This window comes from Pseudomonas sp. (assembly GCF_035554175.1).
In the GTDB taxonomy this organism is placed as follows: domain Bacteria; phylum Pseudomonadota; class Gammaproteobacteria; order Pseudomonadales; family Pseudomonadaceae; genus Aquipseudomonas.
Map to the genome: position 1 here is coordinate 215,278 of NZ_DATMIV010000018.1, position 19,818 is coordinate 235,095.

A 19,818-nucleotide genomic window follows, 5' to 3' on the forward strand; every position below is an offset into this window, starting at 1 on the left:
AGCCCCTGTAGGAACTGCGGAACGCTGCGATCTTTTGATCTTGATTCTGAAAATCAAGAGATCGCAGCCTCGTTTCACTCGACAGCTCCTACAGGGGGAACGCATTCCAACTGTGGGAGCGAGCCTGCTCGCGAAGAGGTCAGTCGCCTCAGCGAATTTGCTCAGTCGGTTGGCACCATTTTGTCCAGCACGCGATTCACCGCCATCTCCGCCACCATGACAATCTGCGCAATGCCCTGCAGGGTCTTGCGCTGCGAGCCTTCAACCGAGGCAGCGTGGTTGTGCAGCATCACCGTCGCCGAACCAAGGGTTTCACAGGCATCGGCCAGCAAGGATTCGGTGTCGGCGTCAGGGTTGGCCATGTACAGCGTGTTGGGTGCGTAAGGCGGGGCCATGAAGTCGGCGCAGGGCGGGCCGAGGTAATGGTCGAGGGCGCGCTCGGCGGCTTCGTGGAATTTCCTGGAGTCGGGGGATTCGTAGGGCGATGCCGGGTCTTTGGTCGGCGGGTTTGGCGATGGTTTTTTCATTTTCAGGTTCCGGGATAAAGCCGCAACCGCTTCTCTGCTAAAAGAAGGGTGGCAGCTGAACGCAGGTTAGCAGACCGGGGAACCTAAGGAAGCCGGCGCGCCGAAGCGCCCTGCGCACAGCCGCCATCGAGTGCAGGCGTGAAGCCTGACTGACGGTGCTCGTGCAACCTTAGATTAACCACGGGCTGCTAAACCCGATCACTGCGAATCAGTGACCCGATCCAAGTTACGCAGCATGCCCTGGGCGCACAAGCCGGCGGATTCTGGCGCAGGCGTAGGCAGCGGCGCAAGGATTTGTAGGTTGGTGGGTCGCAACACTGGGTGTCTTTAAACACAGGTAAGCATTGGCGTTTATTGAACTACAGGAAGTGAAGATCGACCTGTGGGATTGTGGTGATGCGACTGGCGCTTTCGCGAGCAGGCTCGCTCCCACAGGGGATGTGCGGCGTACACTCCCTGTGGGAGCGAGCCTGCTCGCGAAGAGGCCATCCAAAACACCGAAAGCCTTGGATCAGCGGGCCAGGCCAGCCTCCACCAACAACCGCTCCAATCCCAACAAATCCGGCACCTTCGCCACCTGCTCACCCACCTGCACCGCCGCCTGCTCCAGCGCACACAACGGCACATCCACGTAACTCAGGTGACTGTCGAGCTTGTACGACCGGGGAATCCCCTGCACCAAGAGCGCGATGAATTTCAGCTCCGGCAAGCCGCCCAAGGCATTCAGAATGACGATCCGCGCACGTTCGCCGATGACAATCTTCTGTCCGCAGGCCGATTCGAAACTGATCAACGGAATCTGCCGTTCGCGCCACGTTACCCGGCCCAGGTACCACGGTGGCGTGTCGAGGTCGAAGGCGCTGGTCTGGTAGTCGATCAGTTCGGCAATGGCGACGTTGGGCAGGATCAGGTTGCGATCGGCCAGCGGCAGCAGCAGCCCGGTCAGCTGGCCGGTGCGCGGGTTGTGCCGGTGCTCATGCATGTTTCTTGCTCCACTGGGCGATGCTTTCGAGCAGTACCGATTCCTGATACGGCTTGCCAAGGTAGTCGTTGACGCCGATGGCCATCGCGCGGTCGCGGTGTTTCTGCCCGGTGCGCGAGGTGATCATGATGATCGGCAAATGGCGCAGGCGTTCGTCGTTGCGCACCTGCGTGGCGACTTCAAAGCCGTCCATGCGCGGCATTTCAATGTCCAGCAGCATCAGGTCGGGCATGTGTTCTTCGAGCAACAGCATCGCGTCAACGCCGTCCTTGGCGGTCAGCACATTCATGCCGTGACGTTCGAGCAAACGGCTGGTGACCTTGCGCACCGTCACTGAGTCGTCGACGACCATGATCAGCAGCGGCTTTTGCGGCTCGCTGTCGACCTCCGCGCGTGAAGGTTCCTGCGCCACTCGCGCCTGCATCGCCCGGATCGGTGCGAGCAGATCCAGGATCAGCACCACCCGGCCATCGCCGAGAATCGTCGCCCCGGAAACGCCCTGCACCGCCGAGAATTGCGGGCCGAGGCTCTTGACCACGATCTCGCGGGTGCCGCCCATGGCGTCGACCAGCACCGCAATGTGGCGGTCGTTGTAATGCACCAGCAGCACCGGCAACGGCAGATTCTGCCCGAGCAGTTTCGGCCGTGGCGCGGTTTTCAGCAGCTCGCCGAGGTAGCACAGTTCATAGGTCTGGCCGCCGTACTGGTAGCGCGGCGGATCAATCCGCAAGTGCGCTTCCAGATCATTGGGCAATACCCGCACGATGCCTTCGATGGTGTTCAGCGGGATCGCGTATTGATCCTCACCGCACTGCACCATCAACGCGCGATTGACCGACACGGTGAAGGGCAACCGAATGCGAAAATGCACGCCCTGCCCCGGCACCGAATCGATGCTCATGCTGCCGCCGAGCTGACGCACCTCTTCGTGAACCACATCCATGCCAACGCCACGTCCGGAAATCTGGGTGATTTTTTCCGCGGTGGAGAAACCCGGCTGGAGGATGAACTGCAGCACGTCGCGGTCGCTGATCTCGGCGTCGGGCGCCAGCAAGCCGCGTTTGATCGCCTTGCGCCGCACGGCTTCCAGCGGCACCCCGGCGCCGTCGTCGCGGATGTCGAAGACGATGTCGCCGCCCTCGCGGGACAGGTCGAGGGTGATCTGCCCTTGCGCCGGTTTGCCCGCCGCCAGCCGCACCTCGGCAGATTCCAGACCATGGTCAACGGCATTGCGCAGCATGTGTTCCAGCGGCGCAGCCATGCGCTCGAGGACGTTGCGATCCATCTCGCCCTCGGCATTGCCAACGACAAACGCAACATCCTTGCCCAGCTCTTCGGCGACCTGACGGACGATGCGCTTGAGGCGCGGCAGCATGCGTTCGAACGGCACCATGCGCGTGCGCATCAGGCCTTCCTGCAATTCGGTGTTGATCCGCCCCTGTTGCTGCAACAGGTTTTCCGCGTCGTGATTGCGCCGGTCGAGGGTTTCCTTGAGGTCGAGCAAGTCGGAGGCGGACTCGAACAGCGCCCGCGACAGTTGCTGCAACTGCGAATGACGATCCATTTCCAGCGGATCGAATTCTTCGTACCCCAGGCGTTCACCGTCGACTTGCTGACGGCTGAGAATCCGACCCTGGGTTTCGGTGTCGAGACGGCGCAGTTGATCGCGCATGCGCTCGATGGTGGTTTCCATTTCATTGAGGGCAACCTGCGCGTCGTTGACCTGCTGCTCGATACGCCCGCGAAAGATCGAAGTTTCCCCGGCCAGATTGACCAACTCGTCGAGCAGCTCGGAGGACACCTTGACCATGTCCGCGCCGGCGTCGGCGGCCGGTGGCGCAGCTTCGGGCCTGGGCGCAGATGGCAAGGCTGGCGCCGGCGGTGTTTCAACCTGCGCCGGATGACTGAAATTGCGGATCGCGTTGATCAGCCGATCGGCTGGCGGGCAAGGCTGCCCGGCACGCACCGCGTCGAGCATCTGCGCCAGTCGGTCATGGCCGCGCTGCACCAGTGCGAACAGTTCGCCAGACGGTTGCAGCGCACCGGCAGAGAGGCTTTCATAGAGAAATTCCAGCTCATGGGCGAGGTCGCCGATCGGGCCGATTTCGACCATCCGCGCCCCCCCCTTGAGGGTGTGCAAATCACGCAGCAGGGTTTCGACTTCCTGACGATTGCCCGGCTCGGCCTGCCAGCGCAACAGCGCGGCGCCGGAGCTTTCGATGATGTCGAAACCTTCTTCGAGGAAGATTTCCAATAACTCCGGATCATGCCCGGCGGTGTCCTGCCCCGCCGGCGTCGGCGGTGTTTCACTCCCGGCCTGGCCCTGACGCAGTTGACGAATCGCATCGATCAGATCCTGCGCCGGGGTCAGCGGCTGATGCGCTTGCAGTTGCTCCAGCATCAGCGCCAGGCGCTCGTGACTCTGCTGCAGCACACCCTCGAGCGCTGCGCTGTGGCTGTAGCGGCGGTCGACCAGACCTTCGTAAAAGCTTTCCAGCTCTTGAGCGAGATCGCCGATAGCCTCGACTTCGGCCATGCGCGCGCCACCCTTGAGGGTGTGCAAGTCGCGCTGCAAGGACGACAGCGGCGCGGCGTTGTCCGGCATCTTGAGCCAGCGCTGCAAGGCTTGCCCGGCGCTGTCGAGGATATCCACGGCTTCTTCGAGGAAGATTTCGACGATCTCGTCGTCCGGCTCCAATGCACTCGCCGACTGCTGCAACTCGGCAGTCGCGCCGCTCAGTTCGCGAATGTTCAGGCTGCGGCTGCCATCGCTGCGGATCAGGCCCATGGCCGCCGGGTCGAGGCCTTCGTCGAGCAGCTCCTGCAACGCACGAATGCGCTCGGGCTGTGGGGTGATTTCCTGGCCGGCGGCGAGCTCGTCGAGCATGTTGATCAGCGCTTCGTGCGCCAGTTGCGCCTCATGAAAAAATCGCTCGCTGACCGCCAGACTGCTTTCTTCCACGGCGCCATAGAGATCGAGCAAGGCTTCGCAGAGGCCATCGACCGGTAGCAGATCGGCGAGGTGCGCACCTTCGCCGAGGGTGGTCAGTTCATCGAGCAAGGCGCTGAGTTCCTGGCGTTCGCCAGGGTGTTGCTGCCAGCGCTGCAAGAGGTTTTCGGCATCGAGCAGAATGTCCATGCCCTGGGCGAGAAAGTTGTTGATCAACTGCGGGTCGCGCTTGATGCGCAGGCCGTTTTCAGCGCTGTCGAAGCTGGCTTGCAGACGTTCGGCGAGCAGCGCGTCGGTACGCTTGATCAGCGACTGCGCGCCAACAATCGGCGCCAGCGGATCGTGCTTGAGCTGGCGCAGGCCGACGCGAAACAGCCCTTCGGCTTCCAGCAGCAGCTCGACCTCATCAAGATCCAGTGGCAACTGATGCGCCTTGAACTCGCGGGCCAGTTGATCGAGTGACGCGGCCAGTTCGGCCATCGGCAATACCCCGGCCATCGAGGCGCTGCCCTTGAGCGTGTGCAACGCCCGTTGCAGGTCATCGCTGGCCTGCAGCGGCACGTGTTCGGCGGCCTGATCGAGGAAGCGGTTGAGGCTGGCCAGGTGGGTTTCGGCTTCGTTGCGGAAGATCTCCAGCAACAACGGATCGAGCGCAGCGACGTCGTCGGTGTCTTCGGCGGCCAGCGGCTCATCACCCTTGGCCAGCGCGTGAGCGCGGGCGGCGAGTTGGTCGACATCGTTGCGCTGACGCTGGCGCTGGGTGGCGAATTCGTTAATCAGCTCGGGCAATAGCAACAGCGTGTCGCCGAGCAATTGGCGCAGCACCGCGCCGGGTTCCACGCTTTGCTCAAGCACACGGTTGAGCAGGTTTTCCACCGCCCAGGCCAGTTCACCGAGAACCAGCGCACGCACCATGCGCCCGCTGCCTTTCAAGGTATGGAAGGCCCGGCGCAGCTCGGTCAGCGCGGCGCGATCCTGCGCATTGGCGATCCAGCGCGGCAGGTATTCATGGAGAACTTCGAGAACTTCGTCGGTCTCTTCGAGGAACACTTCGCGCAGCTCATCGTCGACCGGTTCTTCATCGGCCGGCGGCGGCATCAGGCTGCCGGGGGTGTTGCGCGCCGGCGGGTTGAGCGTCGACACCGGACTGGCCAGCACCTGGGCGAGCGACTGCACGACCTCGGGGTCATCAAGCGTCTGCAGGTCCTGCATGACCTGCGCTTCGCTGGGGCTGAGCACTTCATCGAGCAGCGGCACCTGCGGTTCGCCGGGTTGCTCGCTCGGGAAGAAGCCGAGGCTGGCGAGGCTGTTCTGCGCGACATCCAGCAGATGCTCGGCGGGTGCCTGCGGGTCGTCGCTCAGGCGTTCGAGGTAATACTCGAGGCTGCTGATCACATCGGCCAAATGGTCGAGTTGCTCCCAGCCCGGTTCGTGGGCATCGAACATCAGGTGTTCGCGGATAAAGCCGTTGCAGGCCTCGACCAGACTCGCCGCGCGCGCCAGCGGAATCATCGCCAGCGCCCCGCGCACCTGGGTCAGCAGCTCCGGCAAAGGTTGCAAGTGCTGGCGATCCCAATCGGCATCGATGTAGTCGACGATCATGTCCTTGGCCTGTTGCAGGCAGATGCGCGCTTCCTTGATCACTATCTGGTGGATCTGCGTCAGGTCGGTGGTCGGCAGGCGCGCATCGTCGGCGCTTTGCGTTTCCACCGTACCGACCATGCCGGCCAGCGTCGCTTCGACGTAAAGCAAGGCCCCGGCGACGTCCATGAGGATCGCGTCGTTCGGTTCGCGCTGGCCCTGGGCGAGGCTGAGCACTACTGCCAGTTGATCGATGATGACTTTGCGCGGCTGGCCGAAACCCAGCACTGCGAGGGTATCTGCGATCTGCCGCAGCGGCGCGAGCAGGCTGTCGAGATCCGAGGCGTGCTGGCGGTCGCTGCGCACGAACAGGTCGAGGCGCTCCTTGACCCGCACCAGCTCTTCGCACAGCGCCGCCAGCACCGAGCGCATGGCATCGCGGTCGGGGCCGGCGAGGCGTGCGCGTTCTTCATCGACCATCGCGCTGTCGGGCAACGCGTCGTCCAGGGAGTAGCGATCTTTCATGGTCAGCATCTGCCCGGTGGGATGTTCGGCTTTGGCAATATAGAACAACAGGCTTTTCAGCAATTCGGCCGGCGCCGGCTGATTGAGTGCGCGCATACCCTGATCGAGCAGGCGTTTGAGCTCTTTGTCGGCCTCCTTGAACAGGCTGCGCAGCGCCGGACTGTTGGCGATGACGCCCTCGCGCATACCCTCGACCAGCGCCGAGGCCACTTGCCACAGCGGGCTCAACGGCGAATCACCGCTCAACGCTTCGAGGCGCGTGAAGACCTTGGCCAGATAACCGAGGTGCGTCTGGTCGTCCTGTTCGCGCAGCAGACCGACCAGGGCCATTATCAGCATCTGCCGCAGTTTGCGCAGCACGTTCGGCAGATCGGGCGGTTCCAGTGCGGCGAGTGCTTCGTCGCTCAGCGGCGCCAGCTCGGGCAATGGCGGGCTGAACAGGCTGGTTTCCGCCAACAGGCTTTCGCCGCGTGCGCTGCGCAAATCGTTGATCAGCGGCAACACCACCAGCGGCAGGTCACGCCGGGCACTCTGTACGCGGTCGAGGTACGCCGGCAATTGCCCCAGCGCCTGCAGCATCAGGTGCAAGGCTTCGTCGCGGTGCGGCACGCGCTCATGTTGCAGGGCTTGGACCAGATGCTCCATTTCTTCGGCGAGCAACGCCGCGCCATAGAACTCGACCATTTGCAGACTGCCGTGCACCTGATGAATGTACGCCAGGCACTCGTCCAGCCCGGGGAAGGCCTGCGGATCGTCGAGCACGGCTTCGATCGCCTGATGCGCCAGCCTCAGCGTTTCGGCAATTTCGCCCTTGACCCATTCCAGGGCCACATAGTCGTGCCGATCACCCATAACCACTCCACTCACGCTTTATCTGTCGCCGCCGGCAAGGTGAAACCGGACACCGAACGGCGCAGCTGACTGGCCATTTTCGCCAGGTTGCCGATGCTCTCGGCGGTGGCCGTGGACCCCGACGAAGTCTGCGAGGTGATCTGCTGGATCACGTTCATCGTCAGCGAGATCTGACCGGCCGAAGAGGTCTGCTGCTGCGCCGCGTTGGAAATGCTCTGGATCAGCGCCGCGAGGGTCTTGGACACGCCTTCGATTTCTTCCAGGGCCACACCGGCATCCTGCGCCAGTCGCGCGCCGCGCACTACCTCGGTGGTGGTCTGCTCCATGGAAATCACCGCTTCGTTGGTGTCGGCCTGAATCGCCCGCACCAGTGTTTCGATCTGCCGGGTCGCGGCGGAGGAGCGCTCGGCCAGACGCTGCACTTCATCAGCAACCACAGCAAAGCCGCGCCCGGCATCACCGGCCATCGATGCCTGAATCGCTGCGTTGAGAGCGAGGATGTTGGTCTGGTCGGCGATGTCGTCGATGAGGCTGACGATGTCGCCGATTTCCTGGGACGACTCGCCGAGGCGCTTGATGCGCTTGGCGGTGTCCTGAATCTGCTCGCGGATGTTGTCCATGCCGTGGATGGTGTTGTGCACCACCTCGTTGCCCTTGTTGGCGATTTCCACGGAGCGTTCGGCCACCGCCGACGATTCGGCAGCGTTGGCCGAGACCTGATCGATGGATTCGGCCATGTCGCTGATCGCTGTCGAGGCTTCGGAAATCTGCTGGGCCTGTTGCTCCGAAGCCTGAGCCAGGTGCATGGCGGTGGCCTGGGTTTCCTGCACCGCAGCGGCGACCTGGCCGGCGGTGAGGTTGATGGTCGCGACCAGATCACGCAGCTGGTCGACGGAATAGTTGATCGAGTCGGCGATGGTACCGGTGAAGTCTTCGGTCACCGAAGCGGTCACGGTGAGGTCGCCGTCGGCCAGGTCTTCGATCTCGTCGAGCAGGCGCATGATCGCGTTCTGGTTGCGCTCGTTCTTCTCGGCGGTTTCGCGCAACTGGCGATTGGTCTCGCGCACCATCACCAGACCGATGAGGATGATCGAGGCCAGCGCCAGCAAGCCCAAGACATAACCGCCAATGGTGTCGGTGTTGCGCCCGCCGGCAAGATGTTCAAAACCTGTGGCCAGGTGCGAGGCTTCGTCGAGCAGCGTTTGTGACAGGCTGAAAATATTGGTGGCCGATTCGCGCACCTTGAACAGCTCCGGCGAGGTTTCGAGGATTTCATCCACGGAGCCTGAGACGAACTGGAACAACTCGGAAATTTCACTCAACCGCGCGCGGGCGTCGCGATCTTCGACCTGGCTGATCTTCAGCGCCGGGTTGCCCTGCAACATGCCGTTGAGCACCAGGCCGAAACGCGCGGCGTCGCGGCCAAAGGCGTCGGCAGCCTGCTGCGAGTTTTCGTCGCCGGCGAGCACGGTGTTGACCGCGCCGAGAATACGTTCAGCCAGCAGCGATTGGCGCTGGGCCATCGCCACCTGCGCCGCCGGAGCGCCGCGCTGCAAGAGAATTTCCACGACTTTTTCGTATTCGATCTGCAACTGCGGCACGGTTTCGGCCAGGGTCGCGGCAACCTGATGCAGCGACAGCACGGTTTGTTCGCTGCTGAGGATCGCGTCGGTATTTTTCAGCAGGCGTTCCCAGTCCAGCTGCACGGCGCGCATTTCCGGGCGCACGGCGGCGGGTGCCGGTGGCAACCCAGTGTTCGGGTCGCCTTTTTTCAGGTAACCCCAACGCTGGGTGAAATCGTTGCGCGCGTCGCTGAGCAATTTGAACGCGGCCGCTTTGCCCGCCGCCGCTTCGGTGGCGTTCTTGGCGATGCGTTGCGAGAGCACGCGCAGCTCACCGGCGTGGCCGATGTACTGCTTGTCGTAGTTCGCCTGGGTGTTGAGGTAAGCGAAGTTGGCGAACAGCAGCATGATGAACACGATCAGCGCGATAAACAGCACGATGATCTGCGCACGACTGCGCGATGCCTCTGCCGACTTGCCTGTTTTTGCTTTTGTCATCGGTCCTCGCCTATGAAACCTGCCATGGCCCTTGTGGGAGCGAGCCTGCTCGCGAAGGCGGTGGGTCAGCCAGCATCATGGTGGATGGCAGACCGCATTCGCGAGCAGGCTCGCTCCCACAGGGATGGTATTCAACCAATCAGATTGCGACACCCATGAACACCGGGGATCTGGCCAGCGCAAACAAACTGAACACTCGCCAGTTCTGTTCGCGGCGGAAGTAGCCCTTGACGAATTCGGCCTTGGAGCCCTGGCGTTTGCTGATCGACAGTGGCTCGAAGCTGTCCTGCTCGAAATGCTGCAAGCCGATGACTTCGTCGACCATCACCCCGACAAACACGTCTTGATGTTCCACCACCAATACCCGCCGCTGTTTGCGCAGCGGTGACAGCTCATGGCCGAAGAACCCGCACAGGTCCATGATCGGCAGCAGCCGCCCGCGCAGATTGGCCACGCCCTTGACCCACGGTTTGACCCCGGGCACTTGTGTGAAGCGCGGCTCATGCAGGACTTCGCTGACTTCGCCCATCGGCGCCACATACCAGTGCTCGCCGAGGCGAAAGCCGATGCCGCTCCAGCGATCCGGGCGCGGTGCCTGCGAGGGCAGGTCCGCTGCCAGCAAGCGGCAGCGCTGGTCGATCTGCCAGAGCAGTTCGAACGCGGTCAGCGACTGGCTCATGATTGCGCGATCAGCCTTTGAGCACGTTGTTCAGGGTCTTGATCAGGGTCTCTTCGTCGACCGGTTTGGTCAGGTAGTCCCTGGCGCCCTGGCGGGTGCCCCAGACCTTGTCGGTTTCCTGATCCTTGGTGGTGATGATGATCACCGGGATGTGCGCGGTATCGGCATCCTTGGTCAACTGCCGGGTCGCCTGAAAGCCGTTGAGGCCGGGCATGACGATGTCCATCAGCACGGCGTCGGGTTTTTCCTGACGCGCCAGGGCGACGCCGTCGGCGCCGTTCTCGGCCTTGAGCACTTGATGGCCATGCTTTTCGAGCATGCCGGTCAGTTTGTACATTTCAGTCGGCGAATCATCGACGATCAGGATACGTGCCATGGTCTTCCCCATTTTTCTGGTCGACTGCCGGCCCGCTGGCCGAGCGTCACTGTGCGTGTCTTACTGCGGCAAAACGGCGGCGAAGCCCGGGACATGGGCCTGAATCGCGTTGAGCAGTTCTTCTTTGCTGAATGGCTTGGTCAGGAATTGATCAGAACCGACGATCCGCCCCTTGGCCTTGTCGAACAGCCCGTCCCTGGATGACAGCATGATCACCGGCGTGGCCTTGAAAGCGCTGTTGTTCTTGATCAGGGCGCAGGTCTGATAACCATCCAGACGCGGCATCATGATGTCGACGAAGATGATCCCGGGATGGTGGTCGGCGATCTTCGCCAGCGCATCGAAACCGTCGATAGCGGTGATCACTTCGCAACCAACGTTCTTCAACAATGTTTCGGCGGTACGACGAATCGTTTTCGAGTCGTCGATCACCATGACCTTCAAGGCGCTGGACTGCTGTTCCATAAGAGGGTTCTACCGTCGCCTTTGCGAATCAAATTGTCCGTTTTGCCGTGAATAATGGCCTCAAACCCTTGATGGCCAAGGGGCGGCGCGATCTGCCAGCCTTTTTAGCACAGTCTCCAGATGCAATCTATCGACGGGTTTTCCCTTGACCCGAAACCCACCCAGCGCCACTCTGGCGGCACTTTTTCAATACCGATCCGGTAGCCAAATTTCGAGGAAAACCCAATGAGCGTTCGCGTCGGGATTGTCATGGACCCTATCGCCAGCATCTCCTATAAAAAGGATAGCTCGCTGGCCATGCTGCTGGCCGCGCAAAAGCGTGGCTGGGAACTGTTCTACATGGAACAGCGCGACCTGTATCAGGCCGAAGGCCAGGCACGGGCGCGGATGAAGCCGCTGAGAGTCTTCGCCAACCCGGAAAAATGGTTCGAACTGGACGCCGAGCAGGACAACCTGCTGAGCGATCTGGACGTGATCCTGATGCGCAAGGATCCGCCGTTCGACATGGAGTTCGTCTACTCCACCTACCTGCTCGAACAGGCCGAAACCGCCGGCGTGCTGGTGGTGAACAAGCCGCAGAGCCTGCGCGACTGCAATGAAAAGCTGTTCGCCACGCTGTTCCCGCAGTGTACGCCGCCGACCATCGTCAGCCGCCGCGCCGACGTGCTGCGTGAATTCGCTGCCAAGCACGGCGACGTGATCCTCAAGCCGCTGGACGGCATGGGCGGTACTTCGATCTTCCGTCACCGCGCGGGCGATCCGAACCTGTCGGTGATTCTGGAAACCCTGACCGCCCTCGGTGACCAGCAGATCATGGGCCAGGCGTACCTGCCAGCGATCAAGGATGGCGACAAACGCATCCTGATGATCGACGGCGAGCCGGTGGACTACTGCCTGGCGCGGATTCCGGCGCAGGGCGAAACCCGCGGCAACCTCGCCGCCGGTGGCCGTGGCGAAGCGCGTCCGCTGACCGACAAGGATCGCTGGATCGCCGCTCAGGTCGGCCCTGCCTTGCGCGAAAAAGGCCTACTGTTCGTCGGCCTCGACGTGATCGGCGAGAACCTCACCGAAATCAACGTCACCAGCCCGACCTGCATCCGTGAAATCGACAATGCGTTTGGTACTGATATCGGCGGCATGCTCATGGATGCCATTGAGAAGAAGCTGCAAGCTTCGAGCCGCAAGCCTCAAGCTTGAAGCCGAGCGACCAGCTTCTAACTTGCAGCTTGCAGCTCGAAACTTGCAGCTGCCCCTAAGCGGCTCGTCGCTTGCTTCTCTGTAGCTTGCAGCTAAAAACCAACATTGCGTTATCATGCCGGGCCCATGAAAACGCGATGTTGGTTTTTCTGTCATGACCCTCCCGTCCGATCTGCCCGCTGAACTCGCCCATCGAGGCGTGCGCCCGGCCGATCGCCTCGGTTTTACCCTGTTTCTCGCGGCGCTGATTCACTTGGCGCTGTTGCTCGGTGTCGGCTTTACCATGGTCGAGCCCCAGCAGATCAGCAAAACCCTGGAAATCACCCTGGCCACTTTCAAGGCCGAGAAAAAGCCGGAAAAGGCTGACTTCCTCGCTCAGGAAAACCAGGAAGGCAGCGGCACGCTGGACAAGAAAGCCACACCGAAAACCACCGAAGTCGCGCCGTTCCAGGACAATCAGGTCAAGAAGGTCACCCCGCCCCCGGCCGCCAAACCCGAAGTGCAGGAAGCCGCGCCAAAGGCTGCGGTGACCACCGTCGCGCCGAAACCGAAAAAGGCGCCGACCAAGAAAGAAGAAACCAAGACCGAAGTCAAACCGACCGTCGATGCGCCGGCGTTCGACAGCTCGCAGTTGTCCAGCGACATCGCCAGCCTTGAAGCGGAACTGGCCAAGGAACAACAGCTGTACGCCAAGCGCCCGCGCATCCACCGCCTGAGTGCGGCGTCGACCATGCGCGACAAGGGTGCCTGGTACAAGGACGACTGGCGCAAGAAGGTCGAGCGCATCGGCAACCTCAATTACCCCGAAGAGGCGCGCCGCAAGCAGATCTACGGCAATCTGCGTCTGATGGTGTCGATCAACCGCGACGGCTCGCTGTATGAAGTGCTGGTACTGGAATCCTCTGGCCAGCCGCTGCTCGATCAGGCCGCGCAGCGCATCGTCCGCCTGGCCGCGCCGTTTGCACCGTTTACCGGCGATCTGTCGGATATCGACCGACTGGAAATCATCCGCACCTGGAAATTTGCCCGGGGTGACAAGCTCTCCAGCAATTAAGAGCAAAATCAAAAGATCGCAGCCTTCGGCAGCTCCTACAGTGGGCCTGCGTACACCCTGTAGGAGCTGCCGAAGGCTGCGATCTTTTAAAGCCTCAGCTTGTCAGTTCGCCCTTGCGACGCCACACTAGCGCACATGAAAAACGTCAGCCCCAGCTACCTCAAGCATCACTTCCTGATCGCCATGCCACACATGGCCGACCCGAACTTTGCCCACACTTTGACCTACATCGTCGAGCACACGGCCAATGGCGCGATGGGGCTGGTGATCAACAGGCCGCAGGAGTTGAACCTGGCCGACATCCTCGAACAGTTGCGCCCGGACATCGAACCGCCGGCACGCTGCCAGGATGTGCCGATCTTCATCGGCGGGCCGGTACAGACCGATCGCGGTTTCGTTCTGCACCCGTCGGGCCAGACCTTTCAGGCCACTGCGCAGCTGGACGGCGATCTGGCGCTGTCGACTTCCCAAGACGTGCTGTTCGCCATCGCAGACGGCGTCGGCCCGGCGCAAAGCCTGATCACCCTCGGTTACGCCGGCTGGGAAGCCGGACAACTGGAAGCCGAATTGGCCGACAATGCCTGGCTGACCTGCCCGTACCACGCCGACATCCTCTTCAACACCCGCAGCGAATTGCGCCTGGAAGCGGCAGCGCGACACTTGGGCATCGACCTCAATCTGCTTACCAGCCAGGCAGGTCACGCCTGATGGCCCTGCGCCTGATTCTCGGCTTCGACTACGGCACCAAACAGATCGGCGTCGCGGTCGGCCAGGTGATCACCGGCCAGGCTCGTGAGCTGTGCACCTTGAAGGCGCAGAACGGCGTGCCGAACTGGGATCAGGTCGAAGCATTGATCAAGGAATGGAAACCCGACGCAGTGGTCGTCGGTCTGCCGCTGAACATGGACGGCTCGCCAAGCGAAATGTGCGTGCGTGCCGAGAAATTCGCCCGACGCCTCAACGGTCGCTACAACCTGCCTTTCTATACCCACGACGAGCGCCTGACCACCTTCGAAGCCAAAGGCGAGCGGCTGGTGCGCGGCGGGCAGAAAGGCAGTTACCGCGACAACCCGGTGGACGCCATCGCCGCCGCCCTGCTGCTGCAGGGCTGGCTCGATGAAAACACTGCATTGTTTGAATCCTGACAAGCGCTTCGGCGCTTTTCTTTTGGTTATAAACCGAGCTTCGTCCGGCAGGACGCAGCGCGGAATCACGAAGGAGCAACCATGAGCCTGCCCAATCCCGCCGATCTGATCAGCCAGATGGCGACCCGCCTCAAGGCGCACCTTGCCCAGCGTGACATCAGCGAACCGCGTTATATCGGCATCCGCACCGGCGGCATCTGGGTCGCGCAGGCGCTGCTCAAGGAACTGGCCAGCGATGCGCCACTGGGCACCCTGGACGTGTCCTTCTACCGCGACGACTTCAGCCAGAACGGTCTGCACCCGCAAGTACGCCCGTCCGCCCTGCCTTTCGAGATCGAAGGCCAGCATCTGGTGCTGATCGACGACGTGCTGATGAGCGGTCGCACCATCCGCGCCGCGATGAACGAGCTGTTCGATTACGGCCGCCCGGCCAGCGTCACGCTGGTCTGTCTGCTGGACCTGGACGCCGGCGAGCTGCCGATCCGCCCGAATGTACTCGGCGCCACCCTGACCCTGGCCGCCAACCAGCGGGTCAAGCTGTCCGGCCCCGAGCCGCTGACGCTCGAACTGCAAGATGTCACCCTTTAATCCGCCCTATTGAGAGTCCCCTTCGCGATGACGCCTCTAGATACCAAGCGCCCGCTGCAGCTCAATGATCAGGGCCAGCTGCGCCACTTCCTCTCGCTCGACGGCCTGCGCCGCGAGTTGCTGACGGAAATCCTCGACACTGCCGACTCGTTCCTCGAAGTCGGTGCCCGGGCGGTGAAGAAAGTCCCTTTGCTGCGCGGCAAGACCGTGTGCAACGTGTTCTTCGAAAACTCCACGCGCACTCGCACCACCTTCGAACTGGCAGCCCAGCGCCTGTCGGCGGACGTGATCACCCTGAACGTGTCGACATCGTCGGCGAGCAAGGGCGAAACCCTGCTCGATACGCTGCGTAACCTCGAAGCCATGGCCGCCGACATGTTCGTCGTGCGCCACGGCGATTCCGGCGCGGCGCACTTCATCGCCGAGCATGTCTGCCCGCAAGTGGCGATCATCAACGGCGGCGACGGGCGCCACGCGCACCCGACCCAAGGCATGCTCGACATGCTCACCATCCGTCGGCACAAGGGCGGTTTCGAAAACCTCTCGGTGGCCATCGTCGGCGACATCCTGCACTCGCGGGTGGCGCGCTCGAACATGCTCGCGCTCAAGACCCTCGGTTGCCCGGACATCCGCGTGATTGCGCCGAAAACCCTGCTGCCGATCGGCATCGAGCAATACGGCGTCAAGGTCTACACCGACATGACCGAAGGCCTGAAGGATGTCGACGTGGTGATCATGCTGCGCCTGCAGCGCGAGCGCATGACCGGCGGCCTGCTGCCGAGCGAAGGCGAGTTCTACCGCCTGTTCGGCCTGACCACCGCACGTCTGGCCGGCGCCAAACCCGATTGCATCGTCATGCACCCGGGGCCGATCAATCGTGGCGTGGAGATCGAGTCGGCGGTGGCCGACGGCCCGCATTCGGTCATCCTCAATCAAGTCACCTACGGCATCGCGATCCGAATGGCGGTGCTGTCCATGGCCATGAGCGGGCAGACCGCGCAGCGCCAATTCGAGCAGGAGAACGCCCAGTGAAGCTCAGCATTCTCGGCGCACGCGTTATCGATCCCGGCAGCGGCCTGGATCAAATCACCGACATCCACGTTGAAGCCTGCAAGATCGTTGCCCTTGGCGCGGCACCGGCGGGTTTCAGTGCAGTGGAAACCATTGACGCCCAAGGCCTGGTCGCCGCGCCTGGTCTGGTTGACCTCAACGTCGCCCTGCGTGAGCCGGGTTACAGCCGCAAAGGCTCGATCGTCAGCGAAACCCGCGCCGCCGCTGCCGGTGGCGTGACCAGCCTGTGCTGCCCGCCGAAGACCAAACCGGTGCTCGACACCTCGGCCGTGGCCGAACTGATCCTCGACCGCGCCCGCGAAGCCGGCAATACCAAGGTGTTCCCGATCGGCGCACTGAGCAAAGGTCTGGACGGTGAGCAACTGGCCGAACTGGTGGCCCTGCGCGACGCCGGTTGCGTAGCGTTCGGCAACGGCCTGGAGAGTTTCCGCAACAGCCGCACCCTGTGCCGGGCGCTGGAATACGCGGCGACCTTCGACCTGACGGTGATTTTCAACTCGCAGGATCACGATCTGGCCGAGGGCGGTCTCGCCCACGAAGGCGCGGTCGCCAGTTTCCTCGGCCTGCCGGGGATTCCGGAAACGGCGGAAACCGTGGCGCTGGCTCGCGATCTGCTGCTGGTCGAACAAACCGGCGTACGTGCGCACTTCAGCCAGCTGACCAGCGCGCGCGGTGTGGCGCTGATCGCCCAGGCGCAGGCCCGTGGCCTGAAGGTCACTGCCGATGTCGCGCTGTACCAACTGATTCTCACCGACGAAGCGCTGATCGACTTCAACAGCCTCTATCACGTGCAACCGCCACTGCGCACCCGCGCCGACCGCGATGGTTTGCGTGAAGCGGTGAAGTCCGGTGTGGTGTCGGCGATCTCCAGCCATCACCAGCCCCACGAGCGTGACGCCAAACTGGCACCGTTCGGCGCGACCGAGCCGGGCATCAGCAGCGTCGAACTGTTGCTGCCACTGGCGATGACCTTGGTCGAGGACGGTTTACTCGACTTGCCGACGCTGCTGGCACGCCTGAGCGCAGGCCCGGCCGAGGCGCTGCGCCTGCCGGCGGGCAAACTGGCCGTGGGTGGTGCAGCGGATATCGTGCTGTTCGATCCAAAAGCATCGACGGTGGCCGGTGAGCACTGGCTGTCGAAGGGCGAGAACTGCCCGTTCATCGGGCACAGCCTGCCGGGTGTCGTTCGCTATACGCTGGTGGATGGGCGGGTCACGCACCAGGCCTAAAAAGCAAAAGATCGCAGCCTTCGGCAGCTCCTACAGTGGAATGCGTTCCAACTTGTAGGAGCTGCCGCAGGCTGCGATCTTTTGATCTGGCAATGGCTTACTGAAAGGCGCCGCGATTTTGCGCATTACGCACCGACACCTGATCGTTCAGCGTCCAGAAGTCATACAGCACGCCAATAAAGAACAATCCGCCCGTCAGCAGATAAAGCAAGCCACTGATCCATTTGCCTTGGTACATGCGGTGCACGCCGAACACGCCAAGGAAGGTCAGCAGAATCCAAGCGACGTTGTACTCGATCGGCCCGGCAGCAAAGCGCAGATCCGCCTCGCGATCCATTGCCGGAATCAGAAATACGTCGATCAGCCAGCCAATCCCCAGCAAACCAAAGGTAAAGAACCAGATCGTCCCGGTCACTGGCTTGCCGTAATAAAAGCGGTGGGCACCCGTGAATCCGAAAATCCACAGCAGGTAGCCGATGACCTTGCTATGGGTGTCTTTTTCGTTCACGCGGGGTTGCTGATAGCTGTTCATTAAGACCTCATTGCACTCAATAGATAAATATTCTTCATTTCTTTGTGACTTTTTTACAGGTAGCCGACGTATGGCAAATGTTACCGTTGCTAGCGCGAAACCCTTATAGAACCTGACTTCTGTCGGACAATTGCGTACTTTTTAAGCGTTTTTGGTTCCGTAGGCGGCCGAATGAATCGATGAACGGCCTCGGAGCAGCAAAAAAAGCTGTTATAAAGTTGCGCGCTATCACTTACGAGCCACGCCTAATGCGACCATTTTTCAAGACATGGCTGACTATTTGCCTATTAATGCCACTGGCCGCCCACGCCACCAATCGTGAGCAACGTCTTCCCAACGTCAACGGTTTCACACCCAAATCCCATGCTTCGGCTCCATCGAGCAAAAGCAGCAAGAGCAAGACCACCACGCTGAGCAGCAAGAGCCACAGCAAGCTGGTGCCACCGATGGCGAGCAAGGAAAGCAGCAATGTGCTGAGCCGTGCGGTGAACGTCCTCGGTACACCTTATCGTTGGGGCGGCAGCAGCCCAAGTAAAGGCTTCGATTGCAGCGGCCTGGTGAAATATGCTTTCAACGACGCCACATTCGACCTGCCACGCACCTCCAACGCCATGGCCAGCGGTCACGGCGAAAAAGTCGAGCGCAAGGATCTGAAACCGGGCGACCTGATTTTCTTCAACATCAAGAGCCGCCGGGTCAACCACGTTGCCATCTACCTGGGCAACGACCGCTTCATCCACGCCCCGCGCCGCGGCAAAGCGGTGAGCATCGACACGCTGAACAAGCCGTACTGGCAGAAGCACTATGTCGTGGCCAAGCGTGTGTTGCCGAAAGAACAGCAGCAGATGCGCGTAGTCCAGCGCTAAAGATCAAAGATCGCAGCCTTCGGCAGCTCCTACAGGGGAATGCATTCCAATTGTAGGAGCTGCCGAAGGCTGCGATCTTTTGCTTTTGGCTGCTAGAAATTATCCGGGGTACGCGCTTTTTCCCGTGCATGCTCGCGGCTGATCAAGCCCTTGGTCACCAGATCCTTCAGGCACATGTCGAGTGTCTGCATCCCCAGCGACCCACCGGTCTGAATCGCCGAATACATCTGCGCCACTTTGTCCTCGCGGATCAGGTTACGGATCGCCGACGTCCCCAGCATGATTTCATGCGCCGCCACCCGACCGCCGCCGATCTTCTTGATCAACGTCTGCGACACCACCGCCAGCAACGACTCCGACAGCATCGAACGCACCATCGACTTCTCGTCACCGGGAAACACGTCCACCACGCGGTCGATGGTCTTCGCCGCTGAAGTCGTGTGCAGCGTGCCGAACACCAGATGTCCGGTCTCTGCCGCCGTCAGCGCCAGGCGAATGGTTTCCAGATCACGCATCTCGCCGACCAGAATCACGTCCGGATCTTCACGCAACGCCGAGCGCAGGGCGGTGGCGAAGCTGCGGGTATCACGGTGAACTTCGCGCTGATTGATCAGGCATTTACGTGATTCGTGGACAAATTCGATCGGGTCTTCAATGGTCAGGATGTGGTGATGACGATGGGTGTTGAGGTAATCGATCATCGCCGCCAGCGTGGTCGATTTGCCCGAGCCAGTCGGCCCGGTGACCAGCACCAGCCCGCGCGGCGCATCGGTGATCTTGCGGAAAACATCGCCCATGGCGAGGTCTTCCATGCTCAATACTTTCGACGGAATGGTGCGCAACACCGCCCCGGCGCCACGGTTCTGGTTGAACGCATTTACGCGAAACCGCGCAACGCCAGGCACCTCGAAGGAAAAATCGGTTTCCAGATTTTTCTCGAATTCGATCCGCTGCGTGTCGTTCATGATGTCGTAGATCAGATCGTGCACTTGCTGGTGATCCAGCGCGGGCAGATTGATCCGTCGCACGTCACCGTCAACGCGGATCATCGGCGGCAGCCCGGCCGACAGGTGCAGGTCGGAAGCGCCCTGTTTGGCGCTGAAGGCCAGCAGTTCAGTGATATCCATAGCGTCCCTCAA

Annotated in this window: 17 protein-coding genes; 8 read left to right on the forward strand and 9 right to left on the reverse strand. The window is 61.8% G+C overall.

Annotated elements, in window-relative coordinates; genetic code table 11:
• Nucleotides 1-161 precede the first annotated feature (161 nt).
• The 7 genes from VNV36_RS08210 to pilG all read right to left on the reverse strand — a co-directional run bounded on the left by VNV36_RS08210 (nt 162) and on the right by pilG (nt 10,997).
• Nucleotides 162-527 (reverse strand): DUF6124 family protein, encoded by a 366-nt coding sequence (locus VNV36_RS08210; protein WP_325717327.1) that lies wholly within the window; start codon nt 525-527, stop codon nt 162-164.
• A gap of 511 nt (nt 528-1,038) precedes the next feature.
• On the reverse strand, nt 1,039-1,509 hold the full coding sequence (locus tag VNV36_RS08215) for a chemotaxis protein CheW (RefSeq protein ID WP_325717328.1): 471 nt from the start codon (nt 1,507-1,509) through the stop codon (nt 1,039-1,041).
• Nucleotides 1,502-7,417, reverse strand: coding sequence for an Hpt domain-containing protein (locus VNV36_RS08220; RefSeq protein WP_325717329.1), 5,916 nt, complete (start codon nt 7,415-7,417; stop codon nt 1,502-1,504). Before VNV36_RS08220 ends, VNV36_RS08215 begins: the two co-directional genes overlap by 8 nt.
• 11 nt (nt 7,418-7,428) lie before the next feature.
• Complete coding sequence (locus tag VNV36_RS08225; protein WP_325717330.1) at nt 7,429-9,477, reverse strand: methyl-accepting chemotaxis protein; 2,049 nt, start codon at nt 9,475-9,477, stop codon at nt 7,429-7,431.
• Nucleotides 9,478-9,616: 139 nt separating this feature from the next.
• Nucleotides 9,617-10,156, reverse strand: coding sequence for a chemotaxis protein CheW (locus tag VNV36_RS08230; RefSeq protein ID WP_325717331.1), 540 nt, complete (start codon nt 10,154-10,156; stop codon nt 9,617-9,619).
• A 10-nt stretch (nt 10,157-10,166) separates the two neighbouring features.
• The gene (gene pilH, locus VNV36_RS08235; RefSeq protein ID WP_325717332.1) at nt 10,167-10,532 is read right to left on the reverse strand and encodes a twitching motility response regulator PilH; all 366 of its coding nucleotides are present in this window, start codon (nt 10,530-10,532) and stop codon (nt 10,167-10,169) included.
• Nucleotides 10,533-10,592: 60 nt separating this feature from the next.
• Nucleotides 10,593-10,997, reverse strand: coding sequence for a twitching motility response regulator PilG (pilG, locus tag VNV36_RS08240; protein WP_016772743.1), 405 nt, complete (start codon nt 10,995-10,997; stop codon nt 10,593-10,595).
• A 225-nt stretch (nt 10,998-11,222) separates the two neighbouring features.
• Here pilG and gshB point away from each other — a divergent pair, with 225 nt between their 5' ends.
• From gshB to VNV36_RS08275, 7 genes are all read left to right on the forward strand, one after another.
• Nucleotides 11,223-12,194 carry a glutathione synthase gene (gene gshB, locus VNV36_RS08245; protein ID WP_325717333.1) on the forward strand — a complete coding sequence of 324 codons (972 nt, stop codon included), beginning with the start codon at nt 11,223-11,225 and terminating at the stop codon, nt 12,192-12,194.
• Between the two features lie 154 nt (nt 12,195-12,348).
• Nucleotides 12,349-13,248 carry an energy transducer TonB gene (locus tag VNV36_RS08250; protein ID WP_325717334.1) on the forward strand — a complete coding sequence of 300 codons (900 nt, stop codon included), beginning with the start codon at nt 12,349-12,351 and terminating at the stop codon, nt 13,246-13,248.
• A gap of 135 nt (nt 13,249-13,383) precedes the next feature.
• A complete protein-coding gene (locus VNV36_RS08255; RefSeq protein WP_325717335.1) occupies nt 13,384-13,956 on the forward strand; it encodes a YqgE/AlgH family protein in 573 nt (190 codons plus the stop codon).
• Nucleotides 13,956-14,393, forward strand: a complete 438-nt coding sequence (gene ruvX / locus VNV36_RS08260) for a Holliday junction resolvase RuvX (RefSeq protein ID WP_325717336.1) — start codon at nt 13,956-13,958, stop codon at nt 14,391-14,393. The genes VNV36_RS08255 and ruvX overlap by 1 nt, the downstream gene beginning before the upstream one ends.
• Before the next feature lie 81 nt (nt 14,394-14,474).
• Nucleotides 14,475-14,981 (forward strand): bifunctional pyr operon transcriptional regulator/uracil phosphoribosyltransferase PyrR, encoded by a 507-nt coding sequence (gene pyrR / locus VNV36_RS08265; RefSeq protein ID WP_325717337.1) that lies wholly within the window; start codon nt 14,475-14,477, stop codon nt 14,979-14,981.
• 27 nt (nt 14,982-15,008) lie between these two features.
• Complete coding sequence (locus VNV36_RS08270) at nt 15,009-16,013, forward strand: aspartate carbamoyltransferase catalytic subunit (RefSeq protein ID WP_007913665.1); 1,005 nt, start codon at nt 15,009-15,011, stop codon at nt 16,011-16,013.
• Complete coding sequence (locus VNV36_RS08275; protein WP_325717338.1) at nt 16,010-17,281, forward strand: dihydroorotase; 1,272 nt, start codon at nt 16,010-16,012, stop codon at nt 17,279-17,281. Before VNV36_RS08270 ends, VNV36_RS08275 begins: the two co-directional genes overlap by 4 nt.
• Before the next feature lie 97 nt (nt 17,282-17,378).
• Here the strand turns inward: VNV36_RS08275 and VNV36_RS08280 are convergent, their stop codons facing one another.
• Entirely contained in the window at nt 17,379-17,813 is a 435-nt protein-coding gene (locus tag VNV36_RS08280; protein ID WP_325717339.1) for an NINE protein, read from the reverse strand.
• 248 nt (nt 17,814-18,061) lie between these two features.
• On the opposite strand from VNV36_RS08280, the gene VNV36_RS08285 reads away from it, so the two are divergent.
• Complete coding sequence (locus VNV36_RS08285) at nt 18,062-18,679, forward strand: C40 family peptidase (protein WP_325717340.1); 618 nt, start codon at nt 18,062-18,064, stop codon at nt 18,677-18,679.
• 92 nt (nt 18,680-18,771) lie between these two features.
• Here the strand turns inward: VNV36_RS08285 and VNV36_RS08290 are convergent, their stop codons facing one another.
• Complete coding sequence (locus VNV36_RS08290) at nt 18,772-19,806, reverse strand: type IV pilus twitching motility protein PilT (protein ID WP_325717341.1); 1,035 nt, start codon at nt 19,804-19,806, stop codon at nt 18,772-18,774.
• Nucleotides 19,807-19,818: the final 12 nt, after the last annotated feature.